This is a genomic window from Ruegeria aquimaris (assembly GCF_025751555.1).
In the GTDB taxonomy this organism is placed as follows: Bacteria; Pseudomonadota; Alphaproteobacteria; order Rhodobacterales; family Rhodobacteraceae; genus Ruegeria_B; species Ruegeria_B aquimaris.
Genome location: NZ_JAOWLB010000005.1, coordinates 139,154 through 163,097 on the forward strand (window position 1 = coordinate 139,154; position 23,944 = coordinate 163,097).

A 23,944-nucleotide genomic window follows, 5' to 3' on the forward strand; every position below is an offset into this window, starting at 1 on the left:
ATCGTTTCCCTGACCGTCATAGGATCAAAACCATGGAGTTGAGTCAACGGTTTTCAAAGGACCAGACATGCGGATCGGAGAATTGGCGCGACGCAGCGGGCTCAGCCGCGATACGCTGCGGTTTTACGAAAGACAGGGGCTGATCGCGTCCCGACCGGGGACCGAGGCGACCAACAGCTATCGCGACTATCCCGAAGAGGCGCTGATCACCCTGGACCAGATCGCCGATGCCCAGGCGGCAGGGATGAGCATTGCCGACCTGGCCATGCTGATGGGCCAGTTGCAGGCCGCCGATCCCGACGGGTTCGATGGTGAGGCCTTTCTGGACGCGCGCATCGCCGAGGTCGAAGCGCGCATCACCCGCGCCGAACGGTTCCTGGAGAGCCTGCGCCAGGCGCGCGCGGCGCTGGCGGCCACGCCGGTTCTGCGCTGAACGAAGCGTTGCCTCTTGCCATTCGTCCGGGACTCGGTCACCGCTGGCGCATGTTCGAGGCGAAACCGCAAAACCCCGCACTGGCCGCAACGCTGATCTTTGCCGCCACCGCGTTTATCGCGGGCACCACGCTGTTGGCCAAGGCGCTGGGCACCGGCGCGCTGGGTCCGGCGCTGCCTGCCTTGCAGGTCAGCCATGGGCGTTTCCTGTTCGCCTTTATCGCGATTGGTGGCGCAGTGGCGGTGATGCAGCCCCGTCTGGCGCGGCCGCACTGGCGGCTGCATCTCGGCCGCACCACATTCGGCTGGGGCGGGGTGACGCTGATGTTCGCCGCCGTGGCCTATATCCCGATGGCCGATGCCACGGCGATCGCCTTTCTCAATCCCGTCTTTGCCATGGTTCTGGCGATCCCGCTGCTGGGTGAACGGGTCGGGCCGTGGCGCTGGGGCGCGGCGGCCATCGCGCTGCTGGGCGCGCTGATCCTTTTGCGGCCGACGCCCGGCAGCTTCCAGCCTGCGGCGCTGCTGGCGCTGACGGCGGCAGCGGTGATGGGGATGGAGCTTATCTTCATCAAGAAACTCGCGGGCCGGGAACGGCCGATCCAGATCCTGTTGATCAACAACGCGATGGGGCTGGTCATCGCCACCGCCGCGGTCTGGCCGGTCTGGCAACCGCCCCTGCCCGCCCAATGGGCGGCACTGGCTGGGATCGGGGGACTGATGGCCTGTGCGCAGGCCTGTTTCGTCAATGGCATGGCGCGGGCGGATGCCTCTTTCGTGGCACCGTTCAGCTATGCCACGCTGATCTTTGCCGCGCTCTATGACATGGCCGTGTTCGGTGTGATCCCCGATGCGATCAGCCTTGGGGGTGCTGGCATCATTCTGACCGGTGCCATGATCTTGGCCTGGCGCGAAGGACGCGCGACACGGCGCTGACTTCGGTTTCTTTCTGGTCAGAAATACTCTGGGGGAGTGTCGCCCAAAGGGCGACGCGGGGGCAAAGCACCCTGCCTCACGAAGGTTGGATTTTTCCTCACACTGGCCTTTGAGCGACCGATCTGTCGCAAATCTTCGCGACCGGCCGGGCTGTCCTGCCGATGGTAGCCTCGTTTTGTAGCAGAGGTTGACGATATGCATGAACGCCGGATTCCCGAATGGGTGCGCCATTCCCCCGCCCCCTCGGTGCGGGATTTCGGGTTCATCGCTGGGCTCGAGGCGGTGGTGCGCGGCATCCTGATCTCGGTGTTTCCGCTGGCCATGTACCGGGCCCTGGGCAGTGCCGAATCCGTGTCCCTGGCCTATTTCCTGATCGGCATCCTGTCGCTGGTGGCCGGGCTGATGGTGCCCTTCCTAATCCGCTTCGTGCCGCGCCGCTGGGCCTATACCGGCGGCGCGCTCTTGTTCGTGATCGGCGCCGCGCTGGCGGTTCAGGGCACGCCCGGAGCGGTGGTCGCGGCCCTTGCCTGCAATGCGGTGGCTGCGGTGGTCTGCTTCATCTGCTTCAACGCCTATGTGCTGGATTACATCGAGCGGGTGGACCTGGGCCGGTGCGAGACCAGCCGGATGTTTTATAGCGCGATGGGCTGGACGGCGGGGCCGATGGCGGGCGTGCTGCTGATGGAGCTCTGGGCCCCTGCCCCGTTCGTGATCAGCGGCATTGCCGCGTTGCTCATGCTGGCGGTGTTCTGGATCCTGCGGATGGGTAATGGCAAGATGATCGTCCGGGCGCGCGGCCCGGCGCGCAACCCGCTGGCCTTCCTGCCCCGGTTCTTTGCCCAGCCCCGGCTGGTGTCGGGATATCTCTTCGCCATGATCCGGTCCTGTGGCTGGTGGGTCTATGTGGTCTATCTGCCGATTTTCTCGATCGAATCGGGCATGGGCGACAAGGTGGGCGGCATCCTGCTGTCGATCACCAACGGAATGCTGTTTCTGGCGCCGCTGATCCTGCGCTGGGTGCAGGCGCGGTCGCTGCGCAGCGCGGTGCGCACCGGGTTTGCGGGTGCCGGGCTCTGCTTTGCGTCGGCCGGGTTCCTGTCCGGCTGGCCGCCGCTGGCCGCATTTGTGCTGATGCTGGGTTCATTCTGGCTGATCGTGCTGGATATCTGCGCCGGGCTGCCGTTCCTGATGGCGGTAAAACCTTCGGAACGCACCGAGATGTCGGCGATCTATTCCAGCTATCGCGACGTGTCGGGCATCATGACGCCGGGTGCGGCCTGGCTGGTGCTGATGGTGGCGCCGGTGGCCGGCATCTTTGTGGCCGGGGGCACGGCGCTGTTTGGCGCCTTTGCCATCGCGGCCCGGTTGCACCCCCGGTTGGGACGGCCACGCCTGCCGCTGGAACCGGGATCGCTGGCCGACGCCTGAACCGGGCCTCAGGCCTTGAGCCTGTACCCTGTCCTGAGCATTGACCAGGCCAGCAGGCAGACCGCAAACGTCGCCGCCAGGCAGACCGCCGCGCCCAGGGCGGGCGAGCTGTCCGAGGCGCCGATCACCGCGAAACGCAGCCCGTCGATGAGGTAGAAGACCGGATTGGCATGGGTCAGCGCCCGCAGGGCAGGCGGCAGCACCTCGACCGAATAAAACGTGCCGGACAGGAACGCCAGCGGCGTGACGATGAAATTGGTGATCGCCGCCATCTGGTCGAACTTGTTGGCGAAAATCCCCGCAACCAGCCCCAGCGCGCCCATGAAGGCCGCCCCGAGCGCCGCATAGAACAGAGCCAGGACCGGGTGTTGCGGCACCAGCCCCAGCACCAGCGCAAGCGCCACGGCAATGGCCAGCGCCACGATCACGCCGCGCGCCACCGCGCCGGCCAGATAGCCCAGCAGGATCTCGAACGGCGAAAGCGGCGGCATCAGCGTATCAACGATGTTGCCCTGCACCTTGGAGATCACCACCGAGGAGGAGGTATTGGCAAAGGCGTTCTGGATCACCGTCATCATCAGGATGCCGGGCGCCAGAAAGTGCAGAAACGGCACCCCCATCACCGAACCCCGGCCAGACCCGACCGCAAGCGTGAAGATCATCAGGAACAGCCCCGCAGTCACCAGCGGAGCAAGCAGGGTCTGGGTCCAGACCACGAGAAACCGCATCACCTCACGCGCCGCTAGAGTATAGAGTCCCAGCCAGTTGACGCGTCCGAAGCGGCGCACACCGGGTTCGACTGTCCTGCCGTCCATGTCATTCTCCTGTCGTGATCCGATTCGAAGTGCCTTGTAACTCGGGCAACAGTGACTAGAATAGGGCGCTGAGACGAATTCCGGAGGCGGCCGCAGCGCATGGGGCCGCTTTCCCGCTTTTGAGAGGCTGACATGTCCTGGACTGACGAGCGCGTTGAACTGCTCAAGAAAATGTGGAGCGATGGCCAGTCGGCCAGCCAGATCGCCAAGGAGCTGGGTGGTGTGACCCGCAATGCGGTGATCGGCAAGGTCCACCGTCTGGGCCTGTCGAACCGCACCGCCGGTGCGGCACCGACCCCGGCCCCGGGTAAGCCCGAGGCCAAGGACAAGCCGACGGCAGCCGCTCCCAAGGTCGAGGCAAAGCCCAAGCCCGCGCCCCGGACCGAACCGGCCCGGCCCGTCGCAGCGGCCCCCGCCGCCGAGGCACAGCCCGCCGAGGCAAAGCCGATCCCGCCGCGCAAGCAGATCATTCCGGCCGGCCAGCCGCTGCCGCCGCAGCCCTCGGCCAACGAGATCAGCCCCGAGGCGCTGGCCAAGGTCAACGAGATCGAAAAGAAGGCAAAGAAGCTGACGCTGATGGAACTGACCGAGCGGACCTGCAAATGGCCCGTTGGCGATCCGGCGACCGAGGATTTCTGGTTCTGCGGCCTGCCGGTGCAGCAGGGCAAACCCTATTGCGAGGCGCATGTCGGCGTGGCCTTCCAGCCGATGAGCGCCCGTCGCGACCGACGCCGCTGAGAAACAGCGCGGTTCGGAATGAAACAGGCCCGGGACAGGCGTCCCGGACCGTCACTCGTCACACAAACGCGTTTCGCGCCGTCAGTTCTTGATCGGCGCCGCAGAGGTGAAATCGGGGATCACGCTGGTCGAGGCGGCCTTGGTCTCGATCCCCGGCCAATTGCCATCGGCCTTGTTGATGTTGCCGGGAATGTCCTCTTCCCAGAAGCCGACAACATTCTTGGTGATGTTCAGGTAGAGCTTGTCATCGACGATGCGCCACAGGTTCGGGTTGCCCGGCACCTTGCCCCCCTTGGACACGCCATAGGCACAGTGGCCGTCGAACTGCGGCGCGTAGAAGGTCGGGTTGGCCAGGAACTTGTCGCGGTTCTCTTCGGTCGCAAAGGCCCAGATCGCACCGTTCCAGTCGGCGGTGATCGAGGCCTTGCCCTGGACGCCCTGCGGCTGGCTTTGACCGATCGTCGACTGAGCCAGCCCGCGATAGGCGACGACGTCATAGCCCGACACCGCATATCCGGTGCCGTCGACATATTGCTCGCCCGCAAAGACAGGCAAGGCCAGCGCGGTAACGGCGGCCGTGGCGAGGGCAAAAACGAAACGTTTCATCAACGGGTCCTTCCGTATGTGTCATGGCCGCATGCCGCGGCCTCGTCCCAGAGATTATCCCCGCCCGAACGGTTTCGCAGCGGGCCTCGCGCGGGTGTGAGCGAGAACGAGATTTTGTGATTGCCAGTCAGGGGAATGTTTCAATTCCGCGTGACATCCCGACGTCAGAACACTCGTCCCTTGTGTCTTTGGCGGGGTTGGACTTTGTTGGCCGAAACATTAGCTGAAAGGCGTCAGGGGTCCGGCCCCGACGTAAGCGAGGAAGGTCTCTCATGAGTGAACCATCAAACTATACCCCGCCCCGCGTCTGGACCTGGGACAAGGAAAACGGCGGCCAGTTCGCCAATATCAACCGTCCCATCGCGGGCGCGACCCATGACAAGGCGCTTCCGGTCGGCAAGCATCCGTTCCAGCTTTACTCGCTGGGCACGCCCAATGGGGTCAAGGTAACGGTGATGTTCGAGGAACTGCTGGCCGCGGGTCATGCGGGTGCCGAATACGATGCCTGGCTGATCAATATCAGCGACGGCGATCAGTTCGGATCGGGCTTTGTCGATGTGAATCCCAACTCCAAGATCCCGGCCCTGCTCGACCGCTCTGGCCCGGAGCCGGTCCGGGTGTTCGAAAGCGCCTCGATCCTGTTCCATCTGGCGGAGAAATTCGGCGCCTTCCTGCCCGCAAGCGGCGCGGCCCGGACCGAGGTGATGAACTGGCTGTTCTGGCAGATGGGTAGCGCGCCCTATCTGGGCGGCGGGTTTGGCCATTTCTATGCCTATGCGCCGGAGAAGTTCGAATATCCGATCAACCGCTTTGCCATGGAGGTCAAGCGTCAGCTGGACGTGCTGGACCGGCAACTGGCACATAGAGCCTTCATCGCGGGCGAGGAGTATTCCATCGCCGATATGGCAATCTGGCCGTGGTATGGGCAGCTGGTGCTGGGCCGGGCCTATAACGCGGCCGAGTTCCTGGACGCCGAAAGCTATACCCATGTGATGCGATGGGCGCGCGAACTGGATGCCCGCCCCGGCGTCAGCCGTGGCCGTATGGTCAACCGCGTCTCGGGCGAGCCGAAATACCAGTTGCGCGAACGCCATGACGCCAGCGATTTCGACACCCGCACCCAGGACAAGCTGGAACCGAACCCAAGCTGAGCCAACGGGCGCCCGAAGATGCGTGGCATTTTAGTAAAATACCACGCAGAATCAGGACCTTCTGCTCCCTCGGCCCGGTCGCCAAAACGCCCGCTGTGTGTCAGATCACAAGACCGGACCGCACCCTGATGCGGCCCGGTCTTTTCGTTTCGAAATCGGCGAAAATCGCGCGCAGCCCGGCGTTGAGCGGCGGGGCCGATCCGATCATCCCTGTGGTACGGCGCAACGACGCGTCGTTGGTCAAGAGTTTCAGGAGATACCATATGAACATGGCGATGACACAGGACCTGCCCTGCATGCTGCTCGATGCGGGCGCGGATTTTTCCTATTCGGTCTTTGGCTGGACCGTGACGACCCCGCCCCCCAGTCCGAGCGGCGATGGCATCTTTGCCCAGAGTCCGACCACACCGGCGCTGCTTCAGAACGCCAGCTCGCAGATGGTGCCGCCGCAATCCATCGCCTTCAACACTGCCAACCCCTCGCGTACCGCGCTGTTCAGCATGCCGCTCTACAACGGGTTCGCGCCCTCGACCGGGTTCTGGAACCTGCAATCGGGCGGCAGCGCCAATTTCGCGCTGCAACTGGCCGAGGCGACCAATGTCACCCTGACCGTGACCTGTGCCGGGGTGGCGAACCCCAACACCATCGGCAGCCAGAGTTATATCAGCGTCTCGGTCAACGGGCAGCAGGTGGCATCCAACCAGTTCGTCGCCAATCAGAACTGGCATGACGAAACCTTTGTGCTGGATACCGCCAAGATGGTGCAGGGCGAAAACACCATCGTGATCTCGGACAGCGGCCAGCAGGGGCTGTGGATCACCGCCGTGGGCGTCAGCACCGCCGATGTGCCGATCAGCGCCAGCTATTTCTGGCAGCAGATCGGCGCGGGAGAACTGAACCCAGGCAATACCTATAACCGCTCGATTGCAGTGACCTCGGGCAATACCAGCACCGATACCGAGACCGACAGTTTTGCCGAGACGCTGGGCCTGACCGTGGGCATTGGCGGCGGCGGCATCGACAAGGCGCTGTTCGGGATCAGCGCGCAACTCTCGACCTCGTTCACCCATACCTCGACCACGGCGCACAGCCTGGCAATCAGCCAGCAGACCACGTCGAGCTATGGCGTCAACATCACGCCGCCGGGCGCGGACAAGGTAACGTTCCAGGTCTGGCAGCTCTGCCTGCAATACGAGGCCAACGGCAGCCTGCTGACCCAGGCGCTGGGACCGAATGACGGCCCGATCGTGATCACGCAATACCCGGCCTGACCGGGCCGCGCCGCCCTATTTCAAACGGGGCGGCGCATCCGGGTCCATGCCAGGCGCCGCAGGGCCGCGCGGCGGTTCGGGCGGTTCGGGCAGATCGAAGCGCAGCCCCACCCGGCCCAGGGTGGCGGCCATCGCATCCGAAGCCGCGAAGAACCCAACATCCATCATCCCGGCCTCGACCCCGGAAAAGGTCAGCGCCTCGGACGCGGCCTTGGCCAGCGCGGGTTCGGCCCCGTCGCGGGCATCGACAAAGCCCAGGAGATGGCCGCGCCCGCCATCCTGATAGACGACACCGGCCAGATAGGCCCCCTGCGCCAGACCGGCGGCGGTGACCAGCTTGGCATCGAGCGCGGACAGCAGCGCCTCGGGCAGGCCGCCCGGCGCGGTCACCTCGGTGATGCGCGCCTCGATCTGGTCGGGGCTATGGCCCAGCGTCTCTGCCAGCCAGCCCAGCGCCTCGGCCGGGATCAGCATGGCCGAGGGCGCCACATCGAGGTTCAGCCCCAGCCCGACCCCCTGCCCGGCCAGCATCGCCGCCAGCACCCGGCCCGACAGGGCGGCATAGGGGGCGGGACGGCCGGTAAAGGCGGCCAGCCGATCCTCGCGGTCAAAGGCCAGCACGAAGCGGCCATCGACCAGGTCGAACATCTCGGGCGACAGGTTCTCGCCACGCGCCTCTTCCGTCAGGAGCAGGAACAGCTCGGCATCGCCCAGCCGCTCGAAGAAGCGCAGGCGGGCGTTATCGCTGGTCTCCATCTCCGCATGGGCGCGGTCAATCGGTGTTTCCGGGGTCATGCAGCACCTCCTTGACCCGCGCTCGCAGGACCGGCAGCAGCTCGGCCTCGAACCACGGGTTCTTCTTCAGCCATCCCGTATTGCGCCAGGACGGATGAGGCAAGGCAAAGACGCGCGGCGCATGGTCCCGCCAGGCGGCGACGGTTTCCGTCACGGGACCGCGCGCGCCGAGGTGGTAGCGATGCGCATGGCCACCGACCAGCACGGTCAGCGGCATGTCGCCCAGTTCGCCCATCACCCGATTGTGCCAGGTGCGACCACAAACCGGCGGCGGCGGCAGGTCGGACCCCTTATTGTCGTATCCCGGGAAACAAAAGGCCATTGGCACAACCGCCACGCGAGCCAGATCATAGAATGTGGTCTCGTCGATCCCCAGCCAGTCGCGCAACCGATCGCCCGAGGGATCGGTGAAGGGGCGGCCCGACTCGTGCACGCGTGCACCCGGCGCCTGCCCGGCGATCAAGAGCCGCGCGCCGGGCCGGAACCAGACCACGGGGCGCGGCGCATGCGCGGTCGCCGTTGCTGCAAAGCGCTCGGCGCACAGGCGGCAGGTCCGGATCTCGGTGACCAGTGCGGTTTCGGGCGGTCCGTTTGCGGTGTCTTGCATCCTGGCTCACAAGGTTGGGGACGTTGCATATAGTTAACGGCGGCGGTTGGGGTTCCACCAGACCGGCCTGCTGACGATCTGGTGAACATGAAGGCGGCGATTTGAACCCGATTTCCGGTGAACAATGCCGAATGCGCATTGAAGTTTTGTTTCATATTTCGACATAATGTGGCCCAAATCCCCCGGTATTCGGTCAAGAACCTCTTTCCAGTGGGGGCCGGGCCTGCGTCAAACGGCGCCGAGACCCGCAAGACCAAAAACGATGGGCCGCAGCAGACAGCAGATGCTTGAATTCGAGAACGTCAGCAAATCCTTTTGGACCGGATCACAGCGCAAGGTGATCCTGGACCGGGTGTCGTTCCGGGTCGAGCTGGGCAAGTCTCTGGGGGTGTTGGCGCCAAATGGCACCGGCAAGACGACCCTGATCAACATGATGGCCGGGCTGGAGAAACCCGACGAAGGGGTGATCCGCCGCAGCTGCAACATCTCGTTCCCGCTGGGGTTCATGGGGGGCGTCGTGGGCCGGTTGTCGGCGATGGAGAACGCGCGCTATATCGCCCGCCTCTATGGCATGGACCCCGACTATATCGAGGCCTATTGCCGGTGGCTCTGCGGTCTGGGCGAGTATTTCGATCAGCCGCTGGGAACTTATTCCTCGGGCATGCGGGCGCGGTTTTCCTTTGCGCTGATGCTGGCGCTGGATTTCGACATGTACCTGATTGACGAGGGCATGCCCGCCTCGACCGATGTGGAATTCAACAAGAAGGCAGGCGCGATCCTGGAAGAGCGCCTGCGCACCACGACCATCGTGATCGTCTCGCACCAGCCCGCCACGCTGGAAAAGTTCGCCCGCCAGGCCGCTGTTCTGATGCACGGTCAGTTGCATATGTTTGACTCGTTGGAAGAAGCGAAACAGCTCTATGATTACCAAACCCAAGGCTAAGAAGTTCCGCATCCGCCGTGCCGGCGGTGTGCCGGACGGCGCCCGCCCCGCCACTGCCGCCACGGGTTCCGCAGCCCAGCCCAGCAATGTCGCGCCCCTTCGGCCGCAGCCCGCCGCCCCGCGCCCGGCCGCGCCACCGGCCGCAGAAGACAAGCCCCGCGCAGAGGCGGCCAATTCGCGGGCGCAGCCTGCGGCTGGCGAAGCAGAGAGCCGGACCGCCGCGATGCAGGGTCAGGTGTCCTCCGCCGCCGAGAACGGTGCCGATACCGAAATCGACGCGATCAAGCGCGAGGGGCTGACCGGCCGACAGTTGCGTATGGCGCGCCGTCTGGCGCAAAAGCACAACCTGCCCGTCACCTCGGATTATGATGCCGTCCGGCAGTTGCGCGCAAACGGGATCGACCCGTTGGAGCGCGGCAACATGCTGGACCTGGTGGTGCAGCGCCCCGACAAACCCGAAGAGAAACCCGAGCCCAAGGTGCAACTGCCGCAGACCGTGCAGCCGCGCCAGACCCTGCCTTCGACCGAACTGAGCCCGACCCAGCGCCGCGAGGCTGAGATCGGCAAGATCCAGCAGGACATCATGCGCCGCCGCAGGCGCAAGCTGATGCAGTTGCTGACGCGGCTGATGATCTTTGTCGGGCTGCCGACGCTGATCGCGGGCTATTATTTCTATGCCGTTGCCACCCCGATGTATGCCAGCAAGTCGGAGTTCGTGATTCTTCAGGCCGACGGGTCGCTGGGCGGGCTGGGCGGATTCTTTGCCGGTACCCAGTTCGCGACCAGCCAGGATTCGATTTCCGTCCAGTCCTTCCTCGAATCGAAAGAGGCGATGCTGCAACTGGACCGCGACCGTGGGTTCAAGGCGCAGTTCCAGCAACCCTGGATCGACCCGATCCAGCGTCTGGCGCCCGATGCCACCAACGAGGAAGCCTATAAGATCTACAGCCGTATCGTGAAGATCGGTTATGACCCGACTGAAGGCGTGATCCGGATGGAGGTGGCCGCGCCCGATCCGCAAGTGGCAACGGAGTTCTCGGAAAGCCTGCTGACCTATGCCGAGGAACGGGTGAACAATCTGTCCGGCCAGAAACGCGAAGACCAGATGCGCGAGGCGCGTCAGAGTTTCGAGGATGCCCAGGCCGAGCGCCGGATCGCCCAGGAAGCCCTGGTCGAGTTGCAGCAGAAAGGCGCGCTGCTCGACCCCGAAGGCGTGATTGCCAGCCTGCGCGGTCGCATCGACCAGGTCGAGGTTCAGATCCAGGAGAAGGAGCTGCAACTGGCAGCCCTGCTCGACAACGCGCGACCCAGCAAGGCCAAGGTGGATGGCGCGCGCGCCGATATCGCGCGGCTGAACGATCTGCTCGACGGGCTGAACGCGGAGATGCTCGACACCTCGCGCGGCGAAAACTCGCTGGCGCGGCTTACGGTGCGCATCCAGATGGCGCAGGCCGATCTGGCGACGCGGGACATGATGCTGCAATCGGCGCTGCAACAGATGGAAACCACCCGGATGGAGGCGAACCGGCAGGTGCGCTATCTGACCGTGTCGGTCAACCCGGTGCCCAGCGAGGAGCCGAGCTATCCGCGCAGCTTTGAAAATACGATTTTGGCATTCCTTCTGTTTGCTGGTATCTACCTGATGATCTCGCTCACCGCGTCGATCCTCAGAGAACAGGTATCCTCATAGTCCCATGAAACACGTCAATATCGCCGGCCTTACCGTTGGCAACGACCAACCGTTGACCATCATTGCCGGCCCCTGCCAGCTGGAATCCGCCGATCATGCGCAAATGATCGCCGGCACCCTGAAAGAAGCCTGCGATGCCGTCGGCGCGCAATATGTCTTCAAGGGGTCGTTCGACAAGGCCAACAGAACCTCGGTCAATGCCGCGCCCGCGCTTGGGCTCGACAAGGGGTTGGCGGTGCTGCAATCGGTCAAGGACACGATCGGCGTGCCGGTTCTGACCGATGTGCACGAGAAAGAGCAATGCGCCCCGGTCGCCGAGGTCTGCGACGTGTTGCAGATCCCGGCCTTTCTGTGCCGCCAGACCGCGCTGCTGAAAGCGGCCGGCGCGACCGGCGCCGTGGTAAATGTCAAGAAAGGCCAGTTCCTGGCGCCCTGGGACATGCCCAATGTGGCCGCCAAGATCGAAAGCACCGGCAACGGCAATATCCTGCTGACCGAACGCGGGGTCAGCTTTGGCTATAACCGGCTGGTGGTCGACATGCAGGCGCTGCCGGAAATGGCGCGCACCGGCTATCCGGTGATCATGGACGCCACCCATGCGGTGGCGCAACCCGGCGGGCTGGGCGGTGCATCGGGCGGGCAGCGCGAGTTCGCGCCGGTCATGGCGCGCGCCGCGGTTGCGGTGGGCGTGGCAGGTGTGTTCATGGAAACCCATCAGGACCCCGACAACGCCCCCTGCGACGGGCCGAACATGATCTATCTCGATCAGATGCGTAGTCTGATCGCCACCTTGATGCGCTTCGATGCACTTGCTAAGGCAGAGCCCATTCGCATCTGAGAAGAACAAGAGAATTTGACATGACCAAACCCCTTCCCGAGGTGACCCCGAACACCTGGAGCTTTCTGCGTGACGCGATGATCCGGCCCACCGGGTTTCGCGAATACGACGCGCGCTGGAAGTATCCCGAAGAGATCAATCTGCCCGGCATGACCGCGCTGGGCCTGGGCCTGGGCACCCAGATGCACCGCCGCGGCATCGCCCCGGTAATTGCAGTCGGCAACGATTATCGCGACTATTCTCTGTCCATCAAGAACGCGCTGATCCTGGGCCTGATGCAGGCCGGCATTCAGGTCAAGGATATCGGCCCCGCCCTGTCGCCGATGGCCTATTTCGCCCAGTTCCATCTGGATGTGCCCGCCGTGGCGATGGTGACGGCCAGCCACAACCCCAATGGCTGGACCGGGGTCAAGATGGGCTTTGACCGACCGCTGACCCATGGCCCCGACGAAATGGCCGAACTGCGCGATATCGTGCTGAACGGCGAGGGCTTGGCGCGCCCGGGCGGATCCTATGAATTCGTGGACGGCGTCAAGGAAGCCTATATCGACGACCTGGTCGGCGAGTTCCGCATGTCGCGCCCGCTCAAGGTGGTCTGCGCCACGGGCAACGGCACGGCCTCGGCCTTTGCGCCAGAGATCTTTGCCCGCATGGGCGTCGAGATCGTGCCGAGCCACAACGAGCTGGACTACACCTTCCCGAACTACAACCCGAACCCCGAAGCCATGGAAATGCTGCATGACATGGCCGACACGGTCAAAGCCAGCGGCGCCGATTTTGCGCTGGGCTTTGACGGCGACGGCGACCGCTGCGGCGTGGTGGATGACGAGGGCGAGGAGATCTTTGCCGACAAGGTGGGCGTGATCATGGCGCGCGACCTGTCGAAACTCTATCCCGGCTCCACTTTCGTGGCGGATGTGAAATCGACCGGCCTGTTCGCCGCCGACCCCGAGTTGCGCAAACATGGCGCCAAGGCCGATTACTGGAAGACCGGCCATAGCCACATGAAACGCCGGGTCAAGGAGATTGGCGCGCTCGCCGGCTTCGAGAAATCGGGCCACTACTTCCTGGCGGAACCGATCGGGCGCGGCTATGACTGCGGCATGCGGGTGGCGGTCGAAATCTGCAAGCTGATGGACCGCAACCCGGACATGTCGATGTCGGACCTGCGCAAGGCGCTGCCTCGTACCTGGTCGACGCCGACCATGTCGCCCTATGCCGCCGACACCGAGAAATACGCGATCCTGGAGCGGCTGGTGGAGAAACTGGTGGCCAAACATGCCGCCGGTGACAGCTTTGCCGGGCGTGCCATCAAGGAGGTGGTCACCGTCAACGGCGCCCGCGTCATCCTAGACAACGGGTCCTGGGGGCTGGTGCGCGCCTCGTCGAACACGCCGAACCTCGTCGTGGTCTGCGAAAGCAGCGAGAGCGAGGCGGAGATGCGTGCCATCTTTGCCGAGATCGACGCGGTGATCCGCACCGAACCGGGCGTGGGCGACTACGACCAGACCATCTGATCCTGGCAGGGGGCGCTCCCGCCCCCTCGCCCCTCTCTGACGAGAGGCCCGAGGCGTTGGGCCGAGCCGCGCCTGCGGCGCGGCGGGTTCTTGCGAGGCTCTGCCTCGCGCTCCGGAGTATTTGCCACCAGAAAGAAACCGCATCTGTGCTTCTTTCTGTCCGCATCACACGGAAACTCCAAAGGTGACCGCGGCGACTCTAGTTCTTCCCCAAGAGCTTCAGCAGCCCTTTGGTCGCTTCCTGTTCCAGCCGGTCCTTGATCAAGTCCTCGACATTCTGGTCGGGCGCGATCTCGGTATCCAGTTCCTCGCCCAGCTTGCGGCGCAGCTCGTCCTTGGCCTTGGCCTCCACCGCCTCCTTGTCGAGGCCGGTTGCCTTTTCGATCACCTGCGTCAGGTCAGGACGGATCGCCGGGCTGGCCCAAGGGCCGACGATCCGGACCGGAACCGCCAGCCCCTGGCCCGCATTCGCGCGCAGCGCCACCGGCGTGAACAGATAATCGATATCCCGCGCGCCCAGGCCGACACGGCCTGTGCCATTGGCCTTGAAATTGTCCAGGAGCATCAGCAGATCCTCGTTAAAGAGATTGCCCTTGTCCATCCGGTAACTGGCGGTGAGGCTGTTGAACACGGTGGTTCCGCCCCCCTTTGCACCCCGCCCCATCAGGTTGTCGAGGTCAATTCCCGCGATTGTTCCGCGCCCCATCGCAAGCCGCCCCTCGCCGGACAGCGAGCGCATGATCTGCGCCTCACTCGCGCCGACGCCGAGGAATTTCAACTGCCCCGAGGCGGCACCCGACAGCCGCTCGATCCCGCCAAGGGTCGCCAGCGCCTCGCGCATCTCGATACCTTCGGCGCGCAGGTCGCCCGCAACGGACAGGCCCTGGCGATTGTTGGCCACCAACTGGCCTGTCAGCTGCCCCGAAAAGAGCGAGACCGGCGCCATCTCGACCACCGCCCGACTGTTATCGAGCGACAAGCTGAGCCCGCTTTGGCCCAGGTTCAGCCCTGGCAGGGCGATGGAGGCGGCGCTGAGCTGAAGCGTCCCGTTGGCCAAGGCCAACGCCGAGGCGTCGATCGGCGCCTCGGACCAGCCCGACGCTGGCGCGCTGCCCCCCGAACCGGTGCCGGACGAGTCCGCGCCAAGCCCGGTCAGGTCCAGCGCGCCCGCGGTCAGACGCGCGGTTACCTGCGGCGGGTCCGCCACCGTCACATCGGCGGCGCCGTTCAGCCGGTTGCCGTCAAGATCGGCAGCCAGTTCCCGCAATGCCAGCCGCCCATCGGCGGTATAGGTAATCTGGGCGTCAAGCTTGGCCCGCTGTCCCAATCCGCGCGGCAGGGTGATACCAGCCTGACCGAATGCGGCCAGCATCGCGGCGCTGTCGCTGGTGTCGAGTGTGGCACGCCCCGCCAGAGCACCATCGAGGCTGGCGCGCCCGTCAAAGGTGATGCTGGTTTTGGGCGCGGCCATAGTCATCTGCATCGCGCTGACCTGACCGTTTGAGAAAGCCGTCAGATCGGCCAGGGTAAGATCGACCGAGATCGACCCCGTCCCCGGCGTGAGCCGGGCCTGCATTTTCAACGGAGTGTCTGCCGACGGCCAGCTGGCGGCCAGATCGACACCGCCGAAATCAAAGCTGGTCTTGCCCTCCTCGACATAGACCAGACGCGCGTTTTTCAGTTCGAGCCCGTCAAGCGTCACAAGCTGCCCGCCCGCGCTTGGCCCCGAAGGCGCCGCCGCGCCGCTGGTCGCCCCCGAGGGTGAGAACTCCCAGTTCACCAGCCCCTTGGCAGTTTCCAGCCGCAGCACCGGCTCGTTTGCCAGGATGCGGGTGATCCGCACCTCGCCCCCCAACAGGGCGGGTGCGGCCACCCCGATCGCCAACCCCTGCGCCTGCAACATCGGCGCGCTGTCGGCCCAGTCTGCATTGGCGACGGTCACCGGCCCGGTCTCGACCCCGAGCACCGGCCAGAAGCTGAGCTTAACCTCGCCAGCAACGGTCACTTCGCGCCCGGTCTGTTTGCGGATCTGTTCGATGGCCAGCCGCGCCAGCCGATCACCGGGCAACATCAGCAACGCCGCCGCCAGCACCACCAACGCCAGGATCAACGTGATCCCGATTCGCACGATCCATCGCATACGCGCTCTCCCTGCCTGTTTGCCTCTTGCGATATGGTCAGCCCACATCCGTTGCGCAACATTTGCAAGGGGAAGCTTTCCCCTCTATATGCGCGCCATGAGCACGAACCCTCCGAACCTGCGCCCCGACCTGGCCCCCGCTGCGCGGCTGGCCACCGCCACCCGCCCCGGCCAGCCGACCATCGGCATGGTCTCTCTGGGCTGCCCCAAGGCACTGGTCGACAGCGAGCGCATCCTGACCCGGCTCAGGGCCGAAGGGTATGGCATCTCGCCCGATTACGCGGGCGCCGATGCCGTCATCGTGAACACCTGCGGGTTTCTGGACAGCGCCAAAGCCGAAAGTCTGGAGGCGATCGGCGAGGCGCTGAAGGAAAACGGCAAGGTTATCGTGACCGGCTGCCTGGGCGCCGAGCCGGAATACATCACCGGCGTACACCCCAAGGTTCTGGCCGTCACCGGGCCGCATCAATACGAGCAGGTTCTGGATGCGGTGCACGGGGCCGTTCCGCCGGATCCTGATCCGTTTGTCGACCTTCTGCCGGCCTCGGGCATCAAGCTGACGCCCCGACACTATAGCTATGTAAAGATTTCAGAGGGCTGCAATCACAAATGCAAGTTCTGCATCATTCCGGACATGCGCGGAAGACTTGCAAGCCGGCCAGCTCATGCAGTGCTGCGCGAGGCGGAAAAGCTTGTGGATAACGGTGTGCGTGAACTGCTGATTATCTCGCAGGATACAAGCGCTTATGGGCTTGACCGAAAGCATGATGTGAACCTGTGGAAAGACCGTGAGCTGCGCAGCCATATCACCGATCTGGCACGCGAGTTGGGGCAACTCGACGCCTGGGTGCGGCTGCATTACGTTTATCCCTATCCCCATGTGCGGGACCTGATTCCCTTGATGGCCGAATCAGCCTCCAACCTGTTGCCGTACCTCGATATTCCGTTCCAGCACGCGCATCCCGACACGCTGCGCCGCATGGCGCGCCCGGCCGCCGCCGCAAAGACACTGGACGAAATCGCGGCCTGGCGTGCGGTGTGTCCCGACATCACCCTGCGGTCCACCTTTATCGTCGGCTATCCCGGCGAAACCGAAGAGGAATTCCAGACGCTGCTGGATTGGATGGACGAGGCGCAGCTGGATCGCGTCGGATGCTTCCAATACGAAAACGTCGCCGGTGCCCGCTCGAACGACCTGCCCAATCACGTACCCGAAGAGGTCAAGCAGGACCGCTGGGACCGGTTCATGGAAAAGGCGCAGGCAATCTCCGAGGCCAAGCTGGCGGCCAAGGTCGGCCGGACCATGCAGGTGATCGTGGACGAGGTCGACGACGAGGCCGCCACCTGCCGCACCCAGGCGGACGCACCCGAGATCGACGGCAACCTGTTCATCGACGAAGGGTTCGAAGGGCTGAAGCCCGGCGATATCGTAACGGTCGAAGTTGAAGAAGCCGGAGAATACGATCTGTGGGGGCGGTTGACCGGTTGAGTGACCGCCGCCTCGGCTCGGCAAAAGGCAATCACGGCCCTTTTCACGGACGCTGGACGCGCTAACCTCTCCACGGAGTACAGCCAACAGGAGAGCCAGATGTCCGACGCGCCGCATATTGCGCAAAAAGCCCCCTTTCCGGTCGAAGTGACCGAGGGAAAGACCTATTTCTGGTGTGCTTGCGGCAGATCGCAGAAACAGCCCTTTTGCGACGGATCGCACAAGGGCTCCGAGTTTGCGCCGGTCAAATACACCGCCGAGGCCGACAAGAAGGTGTTCTTTTGCGGCTGCAAGCACTCGGACAAGTCGCCACTGTGCGATGGCAGCCACAAAAGCCTGTAATTAGCGCAGGCGGTTCAGCAGGTCGGCATTTACGCAGAACTCGGGCGCGACCTGCGCGCTACAGCTCTGCGTGGCCAGCCAATGCTGGCATTTCTCGCTGCAATCGGCGGCCCGGCAGCGGGTGACGACCTCGGCATAGTCGTTTTCCGTCACCTTGCCCTGCACCATGGCCTCGGTGAAGCTGACGCCCATTGACCGCGCGACAGAGCGGGTCAGCCAGAAATGCCGTTCGATGTCGCCAAGGGGGATCTGTGGCATTGGAAGCTCCCTCACCAACAGGTTATGGCTGCAACCGGCCAAGCAGGTCGCGGTTGCGGCAGTATTCGGGTGTCTGCAAGGCCCGCTCACGCGAGGCCAGCCAGCCCGAGCAGTGTTCGGGGTTGCTGCATTGGGTGCAGGACAGGATCGCATCGGTGATCTGGTCGATGCTCAGCTTCCCCTGAATCGCAACTTCTTGCAGGTCATGGCCCAAAGTGCTGGCCATGCTGTCGAACAACTGGGCGTGGTGCTTTAGAGTTTCACGGTCGGCCATGTCAACCTCGGCAGTTCGGGCGTTTCAATAGAACGACCCTAACTTACGAAACGGCAGGCATGCCTTGACTCAGGTCAAGACGCGATTCCGAGGTGATCGAGATAGGCCCGGGTTGCGTCCTGGACCCTGCGGAAGCGGTCGCCACCCAGTTTCTTGCCGCCGTACCAGCGGGTTACAACGATCACATGATCCGTCAACCCGGCCCGTTCCATCATCCGCAGAATGACCATGGCCGCGCCGCTTTCACCATCATCGGCCTTGAGCGCCCCGGTGGGCAGCATGGCCGCCCAGGTGTTGTGGGTGGCCTTGGCATAGCCCCGGTCCGATTTCAGCGTCGCCAGAACGGTGTCAACCTCTTCCCGGCTCTGCACCGGTGCGCCGCTGACTGCATATTTCGAACCGCGATCGGTCAGCACCACGCCCAGCCGGGTCAGGTCGCTCATTGGACAAGACCCAGATTGGCCGCCGTCCGTTGCACCACCTGGATACGTGCGGCGTTGGGCGGATGCGTGCCCAGGAAACGGTCGCCCGGATCGGGAATGCGCGAGAAGAAATGCGCCCCGATCAACGGGTTATATCCCGCGCGATGGGTGATCAGAGTGCCCAGCTCGTCGGCTTCCAGCTCGTAATCCTTGGAATAGGTGCGCGATCCGACAAGGGCGCCGACCTGGGTCGCGGCGTCGATGGCCGAGGCATTTCCACCGGTCAGCCCGGCCAGCCCGGCAAACACGATGGCCCCGGCGGCCGCATTCGCCTGTTGCCGTGCCAGGTGACCACGGATGTGATGGGCCGCCTCGTGCCCCATGACAAAGGCCAACTCGTCCGGATTGCGGGCGCTGTTGATCATGGCGCGGGTAAAGATGATCACCGGACGCCCATCCTTGTCCACGGTCTGATAGGCGTTCACCGGCGCGCGCGGATTCGGATCGACCTCGATCCTGAAATCGCAGCGCATGCCGGTGGTGCGGCGCTGGCACTCGTTCACCGCCACCGGCCGCAGGCTGGCGCTCACCCGAGAAAACGCCGCCTGGGTGCTGGCGGGGCTCATCGCAGGGCCACTGGGCACAGGGGCCAGCGGAACCGGTGACGACGTCGGGGCGGGCGTGTCGCAAGCTGACAGAACCAGCGCGATCAGAAACAGGAGCCGACGCATGAACAACCTCACATAAGTCCGTCGGGGACAGGTTTAATCCTTGTTGTGCGAAGCTTCCAGCCTTGACGCTTGAGCCCGCTTGCAATGGCGGCGGTCCGCCGCCAATCTGGCCCCATGTTTACCATCGAACACGAATTTGACTCGACCGTGATCACCCTTGTCGACGAGGGCGAAACCCCCTTGCAAGAGGATGTGGTGATCAACTCCTTTGCGGAATGTCTCACGTTGGAGCAGTATGACCCGCGCACCGATACGACGCAAAAGATCACCCTGTCGCCCGAACAGCTGCGCGATCTGGCGGCGGCACTGGATCTGCCCGAGGGGGTCTATCAATTGCGCGAAGCGCCCCCGGACGGATAAGCCCCTGAAAACACAAAGGTCTTGTCCCGTGCCGTGTGACCGCGACGCAGCTGCAAGCGGCTCGGAGCCACGCCCATGGCGCGCGCCAGCAGTTGGCGCACAGCTTCGTTGGCCTTGCCGTTCTCGGGCGCCGCTGTCACCGTGATCCGCAAACCGCCATCGACCTCGATCAGGCCGTCCCGCGCGGCTTTGGGCGTGACGCGGACGGTGATCTCGGTGTTCTCTTGCGCAAGGCGGGACAGGTCCGGCAGGGATTTGACTTTGGGTTTTGCCATGCCCGATTGTTACATCCCTTGGCACAAAATCCCAGAACGGGCCCAATATCAGAACCATTCTTCTCCGCGCGGACCCAGATAATAGGCTTTCGAAGCCGCCCTTTCGTCGCTATCGCGCGGAGCAACGGGCGGAGCAAGGTTGCCCGGAAGCGGTTCGATCTCGCGGGGGGGAGGATGTGGAGCGGTCGCACAGGCAGCAAGACTGCTCAGCGTCAGCAGGATCGGCACAAGCGGTTTCATCGGAGCCTCCGGCGATTACGATTGTGATGCTAGCACCGTGTCGCGACAGATCACCGTCAAATGCGGGACTTCACGCAGGATTTACCCTTGAAACTCGGGCTGCGGTGTCCGAGATACGGAAGGGTCAATATGTGAAAAGGATTTACATATGCCGCCGCGCAACGACGCCGCCCTCGATTTCCTGCTGGGCCGCCGGTCCCGTCCGGCCAAGACCTTGACCGCGCCGGGGCCGTCCCGTGCCGAACTCATGCCGATCCTGACCGCGGCGGCGCGCACCCCCGATCATGGCAAGCTGGAGCCATGGAGATTTATCGTTCTGGAGCAAGGCGTTATGCAGCGCCTGGCCGAGCTGGCAGAGCGGCGCGGGCGGGATCTGGCGAAACCCGACGAGGACGTGGCCAAGGGGCGGGTGCAGTTCGATCAGGGTATCCTGGCGGTGGCGGTGATCGAGGTGCAAAAGGACAGCCCCAAGATCCCGGCGCTGGAGCAGACCTATTCCGCAGGGGCGGTGTGCCTAGCCCTGCTGAACGCGGCGCTGGCCTCGGGCTGGGGTGCCAACTGGCTCACCGGCTGGGTGGCGCATGACCCGGTGTTCTGCGCCGAGGGGCTGGGGCTCGCGGGGCATGAGCGGGTGGCGGGGTTCATTCACATCGCGACGGAAACCAGTGCCCCGCCCGACCGGCCGCGTCCCGATCTGGACGCCATCACCAGCTGGATTTCGCAATGATCATCCTCAATTCCTTTTTGCTGGCCCTGGGCCAGATCGGTGATGCACGTTTTCGCAAGGTCCTGCTGCTTGGCGTTGGGCTGACCTTTGCCCTTCTGGTCGCCGTCTATGCCGGTTTTCTGTGGTTGATCAATACCTTGGTCGGCCCCGAGGTGACCCTTCCGGTGCTGGGCGAGGTGACCTGGGTGGGTGGGTTGCTCAGCGTTTCGTCGCTGATCTTCATGATGGTGCTTTCGGTGTTCCTGATGGTGCCGGTGGCCTCGGCGATTACCTCGATGTTTCTCGACGAAGTCGCGCAAGCTGTTGAAGACAAACACTATCCCGGTCTGCCGCCGGTCACCAAGGTGCCGTTTGGCGATGCCTTGAAAGACACGGTCAACTTTCTGGGCGTGCTGATCGCGGCCAACCTGCTGGCCTTCCTCCTCTATGTGTTCCTGGCGCCCTTCGCGCTCTTCATCTTCTGGGGGTTGAACGGATTTCTGCTGGGACGTGAATACTTTACGCTGGCCGCGATGCGCCGGGTCGGGCGTGAAGGCGCGCGCAAGCTCCGCTCGCAGCACATGCTGACGATCTGGGCGGCAGGCATTCTGATGGCGATACCCTTGTCGATCCCGCTGGTGAACCTGCTCATCCCGATCCTGGGCGCGGCCACGTTTACGCATATCTTTCACGCGGTGACCGCCCGGCGCTGACAAAGCCTCCCCGGCCCGGTCTGTACGCCGAGTTGACCGTTTTGTACCGGCCCAGAACCGGGGATTGACCATTTTGTACAGCCCCCCGGCCCCGGTTCGGCCTGGGCAATCAGGCCAGCAGGTCGAAGACGTCCGAGCCGATCTGAAGGTTGATCGAGGACTGCCCCTGACCATCCACGAGCGCCCACATGATCTGACCCGTCGGGCGGTAGATCACGAAAGCCTCCTGCACCGCGTCGTCGCCCGCCCGTTCGCCCTCGGCGTTTTCCGTGTGGTTGAAGTTGACCTGGAACTGCGCTCGGGTGGCCGAGGTGTTGCCAAAGAGCAGAACATCGCCTTCGGTCGAATTGTAATCCTGCACCCAGTCCGACCCGTGGCCTTCGACGCCGACATGGAAGAACTTGTCGGCGCCAAGTCCGCCGTTGATCCGGTCGTGGCCGAAACCGCCATTGACGAAATCATTTCCGGCGCCGCCGAACACCAGATCAGAGAAACTTGACCCGGTGATCACGTCGTCGCCATCCTGCCCCTGGATCTCGTCGACCCCGGCGCCGCCCGCGATGGTATCATTGCCGCCCTGGCCGAAGATCTGGTCGTTGCCGGCGCCCGCATCGACGCTGTCATTGCCCTCGCCGGCAAAGATCACGTCGCGCAGGTCGCCCTCGCCCGGGCCGCCGATGAGGATGTCATCGCCGTCGCCGCCATTGAGCGTATCAGCCCCCAGTCCGCCGTCGAGCGTATCGGCACCACCCTCGCCCAGCAGCCGGTCGTTGCCCTCGAACCCGTCGAGCCGGTCATTTCCCGCGGTGCCGGTCAGCACATCGTCACCCGGCGTGCCGCCGGGGCGGTCACCGCCAGCGAAATCGGTCATCTCGGCCAGGCTGAGCAGGCGGTCGTTGAAGTGGAACCGCTCTACCCCCGAGACCCGGTCGGTGCCTTCGGGAGAGATGATGGTGAACACACCGCCCGACAGGGTCGCGGTTGTCTCGGTGATGTTGGAGAAGAACAGCGCCTCGTCCCCCGCCCCGGCACCGCCATTCATCGTGTCGTTGCCATTGCCGCCTTCGAGCGTGTCATCGCCTTCGCCGCCGTTCAGGATGTCATGGCCACCGCCCGCGCGCAGGAAATTGGCCACCTGATTGCCGGTAATCACATCATTGCCGGTCCCGGTCTGGACATTCTCGATCAGCGACCGCAGGTCGCCCTGATACAGGTAGGGATTGCCGATATTGCCCTGGGCGTGATTGGCCGGTCCCGCCTTGCCCAGGCTGAGATTGGCCAGTTGCGCGGTGGAGAAGGTCGAGAACGCCCCGGGCCGCAGATCAATGCTCTGGTCATTGGCGAAATTGGCGAAGTTGAACAGGTCGGTGCCACCGCCGTCCCAGATGGTGAGCAGGATCTTGGCGTTGTAGGAGGCGCCAAAGCTGAAGCCGTTGATGGTCATGGCGCCGGTGGACGGATCAAAGCTGTAGACGGTGTCGGTCTCGTTGGTGCCGGCCCCGAAATTGGCGCCATACATGTGCTGGAGCGCCGCCACATCGTTGATCATGTAGGTCCAGGGATATTCCTCTTGTCCCGATGCGCCCTGGGACAGGTCGGCGCCCACATGGCTGCGATAGGTCATCACCGAGTATTCCTGGGAATCCTGGCCCGAGGGCAGCGCCGGATAGACCAGGCCCGGCTGTGACGGATCCATCGAATTCTGCGTCGTATGGCCGTGTTTCAGCCCCAGCGCATGGCCCACCTCGTGCAGCAGACCGGCGGCATATTGGAAACTGCCCAGAACCGGTTCGGTATAGGCGCCAAGCGTGAACCAGTTGTCACCCATCGAATGGTTGCCCGAGAAGAACGGGTCGGGCGGGTTGGCCTCGGCCGAGCCGCGCCCGCCGGGGATGTGCAGCCCGGTGCTGGCGTGATTGGGGCCATAGTCGATGCGCGTCGCCTGGGCAAAGCGCAGGTTGCCGAAATTCTCGACCCCCGAGAAGGTGAGGCCGCTGAACACCCCGAGATTGTTCAGGCCGAAATTGATGATCTGGTTGGCCTGGAAATTGGTGAAGGGCTGGAAATTCTCGACGAAGCCATAGCCGAATTCGGTGAATTCGCGCACATCCTGGGGAAAGGAGACGGTCAGGTTGGGGCTGTCCCATTTCCAGCCCCAAAGCAGGCCGTCGATGCTCGGAATACCGGTCAGCGCAACGGGTGTAGGCATTATACACCACTCCTAATT

General features: G+C 64.1%; 27 protein-coding genes. 15 read left to right on the top strand and 12 right to left on the bottom strand.

Features of this window, described 5'->3' with window-relative positions:
- Nucleotides 1-67: 67 nt before the first annotated feature.
- The 3 genes from OE747_RS09625 (at nt 68) to OE747_RS09635 (ending at nt 2,796) form a co-directional block, all read left to right on the top strand.
- On the top strand, nt 68-433 hold the full coding sequence (locus tag OE747_RS09625) for a MerR family transcriptional regulator (protein WP_263828391.1): 366 nt from the start codon (nt 68-70) through the stop codon (nt 431-433).
- Nucleotides 434-483: 50 nt separating this feature from the next.
- Nucleotides 484-1,368: a DMT family transporter gene (locus OE747_RS09630; RefSeq protein ID WP_263828392.1), complete on the top strand. Its 885-nt coding sequence runs from the start codon at nt 484-486 to the stop codon at nt 1,366-1,368.
- A 195-nt stretch (nt 1,369-1,563) separates the two neighbouring features.
- Complete coding sequence (locus OE747_RS09635) at nt 1,564-2,796, top strand: MFS transporter (RefSeq protein WP_263828393.1); 1,233 nt, start codon at nt 1,564-1,566, stop codon at nt 2,794-2,796.
- An 8-nt stretch (nt 2,797-2,804) separates the two neighbouring features.
- Here OE747_RS09635 and OE747_RS09640 read toward each other — a convergent pair whose 3' ends face one another.
- Entirely contained in the window at nt 2,805-3,611 is an 807-nt protein-coding gene (locus tag OE747_RS09640; protein ID WP_263828394.1) for an ABC transporter permease, read from the bottom strand.
- A gap of 132 nt (nt 3,612-3,743) precedes the next feature.
- On the opposite strand from OE747_RS09640, the gene OE747_RS09645 reads away from it, so the two are divergent.
- Nucleotides 3,744-4,349 carry a GcrA family cell cycle regulator gene (locus OE747_RS09645; RefSeq protein ID WP_263828395.1) on the top strand — a complete coding sequence of 202 codons (606 nt, stop codon included), beginning with the start codon at nt 3,744-3,746 and terminating at the stop codon, nt 4,347-4,349.
- An 81-nt stretch (nt 4,350-4,430) separates the two neighbouring features.
- Here the strand turns inward: OE747_RS09645 and OE747_RS09650 are convergent, their stop codons facing one another.
- On the bottom strand, nt 4,431-4,955 hold the full coding sequence (locus OE747_RS09650) for a YHS domain-containing (seleno)protein (RefSeq protein ID WP_263828396.1): 525 nt from the start codon (nt 4,953-4,955) through the stop codon (nt 4,431-4,433).
- A 272-nt stretch (nt 4,956-5,227) separates the two neighbouring features.
- On the opposite strand from OE747_RS09650, the gene yghU reads away from it, so the two are divergent.
- Nucleotides 5,228-6,106 carry a glutathione-dependent disulfide-bond oxidoreductase gene (gene yghU, locus OE747_RS09655; RefSeq protein ID WP_263828397.1) on the top strand — a complete coding sequence of 293 codons (879 nt, stop codon included), beginning with the start codon at nt 5,228-5,230 and terminating at the stop codon, nt 6,104-6,106.
- Between the two features lie 128 nt (nt 6,107-6,234).
- Complete coding sequence (locus OE747_RS09660; RefSeq protein WP_263828398.1) at nt 6,235-7,377, top strand: hypothetical protein; 1,143 nt, start codon at nt 6,235-6,237, stop codon at nt 7,375-7,377.
- A gap of 15 nt (nt 7,378-7,392) precedes the next feature.
- Here OE747_RS09660 and OE747_RS09665 read toward each other — a convergent pair whose 3' ends face one another.
- Nucleotides 7,393-8,172, bottom strand: a complete 780-nt coding sequence (locus tag OE747_RS09665) for an SseB family protein (protein WP_263828399.1) — start codon at nt 8,170-8,172, stop codon at nt 7,393-7,395.
- Nucleotides 8,150-8,779: a uracil-DNA glycosylase family protein gene (locus tag OE747_RS09670; RefSeq protein WP_263828400.1), complete on the bottom strand. Its 630-nt coding sequence runs from the start codon at nt 8,777-8,779 to the stop codon at nt 8,150-8,152. The genes OE747_RS09665 and OE747_RS09670 overlap by 23 nt, the downstream gene beginning before the upstream one ends.
- 283 nt (nt 8,780-9,062) lie before the next feature.
- On the opposite strand from OE747_RS09670, the gene OE747_RS09675 reads away from it, so the two are divergent.
- Genes OE747_RS09675 through OE747_RS09690 form a run of 4 tightly spaced genes read left to right on the top strand, consistent with a single transcriptional unit; the run spans nt 9,063 to nt 13,767 of the window.
- Nucleotides 9,063-9,722 (top strand): ABC transporter ATP-binding protein, encoded by a 660-nt coding sequence (locus OE747_RS09675; protein WP_164132952.1) that lies wholly within the window; start codon nt 9,063-9,065, stop codon nt 9,720-9,722.
- Complete coding sequence (locus tag OE747_RS09680; protein WP_263828401.1) at nt 9,700-11,412, top strand: capsule biosynthesis protein; 1,713 nt, start codon at nt 9,700-9,702, stop codon at nt 11,410-11,412. The genes OE747_RS09675 and OE747_RS09680 overlap by 23 nt, the downstream gene beginning before the upstream one ends.
- Nucleotides 11,413-11,416: 4 nt before the next feature.
- Entirely contained in the window at nt 11,417-12,250 is an 834-nt protein-coding gene (gene kdsA / locus OE747_RS09685; protein ID WP_263828402.1) for a 3-deoxy-8-phosphooctulonate synthase, read from the top strand.
- Nucleotides 12,251-12,270: 20 nt separating this feature from the next.
- Complete coding sequence (locus tag OE747_RS09690; RefSeq protein WP_263828403.1) at nt 12,271-13,767, top strand: phosphomannomutase/phosphoglucomutase; 1,497 nt, start codon at nt 12,271-12,273, stop codon at nt 13,765-13,767.
- Nucleotides 13,768-13,966: 199 nt separating this feature from the next.
- On the opposite strand, the gene OE747_RS09695 is transcribed toward OE747_RS09690, so the two are convergent.
- Entirely contained in the window at nt 13,967-15,907 is a 1,941-nt protein-coding gene (locus OE747_RS09695; protein ID WP_263828404.1) for an AsmA family protein, read from the bottom strand.
- A 97-nt stretch (nt 15,908-16,004) separates the two neighbouring features.
- Between OE747_RS09695 and rimO the strand changes: the two genes are divergently transcribed.
- Together rimO and OE747_RS09705 are read left to right on the top strand one after the other, a co-directional pair.
- Complete coding sequence (gene rimO, locus OE747_RS09700; protein ID WP_263828405.1) at nt 16,005-17,396, top strand: 30S ribosomal protein S12 methylthiotransferase RimO; 1,392 nt, start codon at nt 16,005-16,007, stop codon at nt 17,394-17,396.
- A 99-nt stretch (nt 17,397-17,495) separates the two neighbouring features.
- Nucleotides 17,496-17,738, top strand: a complete 243-nt coding sequence (locus OE747_RS09705; RefSeq protein ID WP_263828406.1) for a CDGSH iron-sulfur domain-containing protein — start codon at nt 17,496-17,498, stop codon at nt 17,736-17,738.
- Here the strand turns inward: OE747_RS09705 and OE747_RS09710 are convergent, their stop codons facing one another.
- From OE747_RS09710 to OE747_RS09725, 4 genes are all read right to left on the bottom strand, one after another.
- Nucleotides 17,739-17,996: a DUF6455 family protein gene (locus tag OE747_RS09710; RefSeq protein ID WP_263828407.1), complete on the bottom strand. Its 258-nt coding sequence runs from the start codon at nt 17,994-17,996 to the stop codon at nt 17,739-17,741.
- Nucleotides 17,997-18,018: 22 nt separating this feature from the next.
- Nucleotides 18,019-18,270: a DUF6455 family protein gene (locus OE747_RS09715; RefSeq protein ID WP_263828408.1), complete on the bottom strand. Its 252-nt coding sequence runs from the start codon at nt 18,268-18,270 to the stop codon at nt 18,019-18,021.
- A 74-nt stretch (nt 18,271-18,344) separates the two neighbouring features.
- The gene (locus OE747_RS09720; protein ID WP_263828409.1) at nt 18,345-18,713 is read right to left on the bottom strand and encodes a YigZ family protein; all 369 of its coding nucleotides are present in this window, start codon (nt 18,711-18,713) and stop codon (nt 18,345-18,347) included.
- Nucleotides 18,710-19,423, bottom strand: a complete 714-nt coding sequence (locus OE747_RS09725; RefSeq protein ID WP_263828410.1) for a M48 family metalloprotease — start codon at nt 19,421-19,423, stop codon at nt 18,710-18,712. Before OE747_RS09725 ends, OE747_RS09720 begins: the two co-directional genes overlap by 4 nt.
- A 114-nt stretch (nt 19,424-19,537) precedes the next feature.
- On the opposite strand from OE747_RS09725, the gene OE747_RS09730 reads away from it, so the two are divergent.
- Nucleotides 19,538-19,783 (top strand): hypothetical protein, encoded by a 246-nt coding sequence (locus OE747_RS09730; RefSeq protein WP_263828411.1) that lies wholly within the window; start codon nt 19,538-19,540, stop codon nt 19,781-19,783.
- Here OE747_RS09730 and OE747_RS09735 read toward each other — a convergent pair.
- Entirely contained in the window at nt 19,753-20,058 is a 306-nt protein-coding gene (locus OE747_RS09735) for a DUF167 domain-containing protein (RefSeq protein WP_263828412.1), read from the bottom strand. The two genes, OE747_RS09730 and OE747_RS09735, sit on opposite strands and share 31 nt — an antisense overlap.
- 48 nt (nt 20,059-20,106) lie before the next feature.
- Nucleotides 20,107-20,298 carry a YajG family lipoprotein gene (locus tag OE747_RS09740; protein WP_263828413.1) on the bottom strand — a complete coding sequence of 64 codons (192 nt, stop codon included), beginning with the start codon at nt 20,296-20,298 and terminating at the stop codon, nt 20,107-20,109.
- Nucleotides 20,299-20,446: 148 nt separating this feature from the next.
- Between OE747_RS09740 and OE747_RS09745 the strand changes: the two genes are divergently transcribed.
- Both OE747_RS09745 and OE747_RS09750 read left to right on the top strand, forming a co-directional pair.
- Nucleotides 20,447-21,025: a nitroreductase family protein gene (locus tag OE747_RS09745; RefSeq protein ID WP_263828414.1), complete on the top strand. Its 579-nt coding sequence runs from the start codon at nt 20,447-20,449 to the stop codon at nt 21,023-21,025.
- On the top strand, nt 21,022-21,717 hold the full coding sequence (locus tag OE747_RS09750) for an EI24 domain-containing protein (protein WP_263828415.1): 696 nt from the start codon (nt 21,022-21,024) through the stop codon (nt 21,715-21,717). Before OE747_RS09745 ends, OE747_RS09750 begins: the two co-directional genes overlap by 4 nt.
- A 109-nt stretch (nt 21,718-21,826) precedes the next feature.
- Here OE747_RS09750 and OE747_RS09755 read toward each other — a convergent pair whose 3' ends face one another.
- The gene (locus OE747_RS09755; RefSeq protein WP_263828416.1) at nt 21,827-23,926 is read right to left on the bottom strand and encodes a M10 family metallopeptidase C-terminal domain-containing protein; all 2,100 of its coding nucleotides are present in this window, start codon (nt 23,924-23,926) and stop codon (nt 21,827-21,829) included.
- Nucleotides 23,927-23,944 lie beyond the last annotated feature (18 nt).

What these genes read in the sequence shown, in the direction of transcription:
- OE747_RS09710 (WP_263828407.1), bottom strand. Translation starts at nt 17,996, where the DNA reads ATGCCACAGATCCCCCTTGGCGACATCGAACGGCATTTCTGGCTGACC.
- OE747_RS09630 (WP_263828392.1), top strand. Translation starts at nt 484, where the DNA reads ATGTTCGAGGCGAAACCGCAAAACCCCGCACTGGCCGCAACGCTGATC.
- OE747_RS09745 (WP_263828414.1), top strand. Translation starts at nt 20,447, where the DNA reads ATGCCGCCGCGCAACGACGCCGCCCTCGATTTCCTGCTGGGCCGCCGG.
- OE747_RS09755 (WP_263828416.1), bottom strand. Translation starts at nt 23,926, where the DNA reads ATGCCTACACCCGTTGCGCTGACCGGTATTCCGAGCATCGACGGCCTG.
- OE747_RS09645 (WP_263828395.1), top strand. Translation starts at nt 3,744, where the DNA reads ATGTCCTGGACTGACGAGCGCGTTGAACTGCTCAAGAAAATGTGGAGC.
- OE747_RS09670 (WP_263828400.1), bottom strand. Translation starts at nt 8,779, where the DNA reads ATGCAAGACACCGCAAACGGACCGCCCGAAACCGCACTGGTCACCGAG.
- OE747_RS09715 (WP_263828408.1), bottom strand. Translation starts at nt 18,270, where the DNA reads ATGGCCGACCGTGAAACTCTAAAGCACCACGCCCAGTTGTTCGACAGC.
- yghU (WP_263828397.1), top strand. Translation starts at nt 5,228, where the DNA reads ATGAGTGAACCATCAAACTATACCCCGCCCCGCGTCTGGACCTGGGAC.
- kdsA (WP_263828402.1), top strand. Translation starts at nt 11,417, where the DNA reads ATGAAACACGTCAATATCGCCGGCCTTACCGTTGGCAACGACCAACCG.
- OE747_RS09740 (WP_263828413.1), bottom strand. Translation starts at nt 20,298, where the DNA reads ATGAAACCGCTTGTGCCGATCCTGCTGACGCTGAGCAGTCTTGCTGCC.
- OE747_RS09635 (WP_263828393.1), top strand. Translation starts at nt 1,564, where the DNA reads ATGCATGAACGCCGGATTCCCGAATGGGTGCGCCATTCCCCCGCCCCC.
- OE747_RS09675 (WP_164132952.1), top strand. Translation starts at nt 9,063, where the DNA reads ATGCTTGAATTCGAGAACGTCAGCAAATCCTTTTGGACCGGATCACAG.
- OE747_RS09705 (WP_263828406.1), top strand. Translation starts at nt 17,496, where the DNA reads ATGTCCGACGCGCCGCATATTGCGCAAAAAGCCCCCTTTCCGGTCGAA.
- OE747_RS09730 (WP_263828411.1), top strand. Translation starts at nt 19,538, where the DNA reads ATGTTTACCATCGAACACGAATTTGACTCGACCGTGATCACCCTTGTC.
- OE747_RS09695 (WP_263828404.1), bottom strand. Translation starts at nt 15,907, where the DNA reads ATGCGATGGATCGTGCGAATCGGGATCACGTTGATCCTGGCGTTGGTG.
- OE747_RS09665 (WP_263828399.1), bottom strand. Translation starts at nt 8,172, where the DNA reads ATGACCCCGGAAACACCGATTGACCGCGCCCATGCGGAGATGGAGACC.
- OE747_RS09640 (WP_263828394.1), bottom strand. Translation starts at nt 3,611, where the DNA reads ATGGACGGCAGGACAGTCGAACCCGGTGTGCGCCGCTTCGGACGCGTC.
- OE747_RS09650 (WP_263828396.1), bottom strand. Translation starts at nt 4,955, where the DNA reads ATGAAACGTTTCGTTTTTGCCCTCGCCACGGCCGCCGTTACCGCGCTG.
- OE747_RS09680 (WP_263828401.1), top strand. Translation starts at nt 9,700, where the DNA reads ATGATTACCAAACCCAAGGCTAAGAAGTTCCGCATCCGCCGTGCCGGC.
- OE747_RS09660 (WP_263828398.1), top strand. Translation starts at nt 6,235, where the DNA reads ATGCGGCCCGGTCTTTTCGTTTCGAAATCGGCGAAAATCGCGCGCAGC.
- OE747_RS09720 (WP_263828409.1), bottom strand. Translation starts at nt 18,713, where the DNA reads ATGAGCGACCTGACCCGGCTGGGCGTGGTGCTGACCGATCGCGGTTCG.
- OE747_RS09750 (WP_263828415.1), top strand. Translation starts at nt 21,022, where the DNA reads ATGATCATCCTCAATTCCTTTTTGCTGGCCCTGGGCCAGATCGGTGAT.
- rimO (WP_263828405.1), top strand. Translation starts at nt 16,005, where the DNA reads ATGAGCACGAACCCTCCGAACCTGCGCCCCGACCTGGCCCCCGCTGCG.
- OE747_RS09690 (WP_263828403.1), top strand. Translation starts at nt 12,271, where the DNA reads ATGACCAAACCCCTTCCCGAGGTGACCCCGAACACCTGGAGCTTTCTG.
- OE747_RS09625 (WP_263828391.1), top strand. Translation starts at nt 68, where the DNA reads ATGCGGATCGGAGAATTGGCGCGACGCAGCGGGCTCAGCCGCGATACG.
- OE747_RS09735 (WP_263828412.1), bottom strand. Translation starts at nt 20,058, where the DNA reads ATGGCAAAACCCAAAGTCAAATCCCTGCCGGACCTGTCCCGCCTTGCG.
- OE747_RS09725 (WP_263828410.1), bottom strand. Translation starts at nt 19,423, where the DNA reads ATGCGTCGGCTCCTGTTTCTGATCGCGCTGGTTCTGTCAGCTTGCGAC.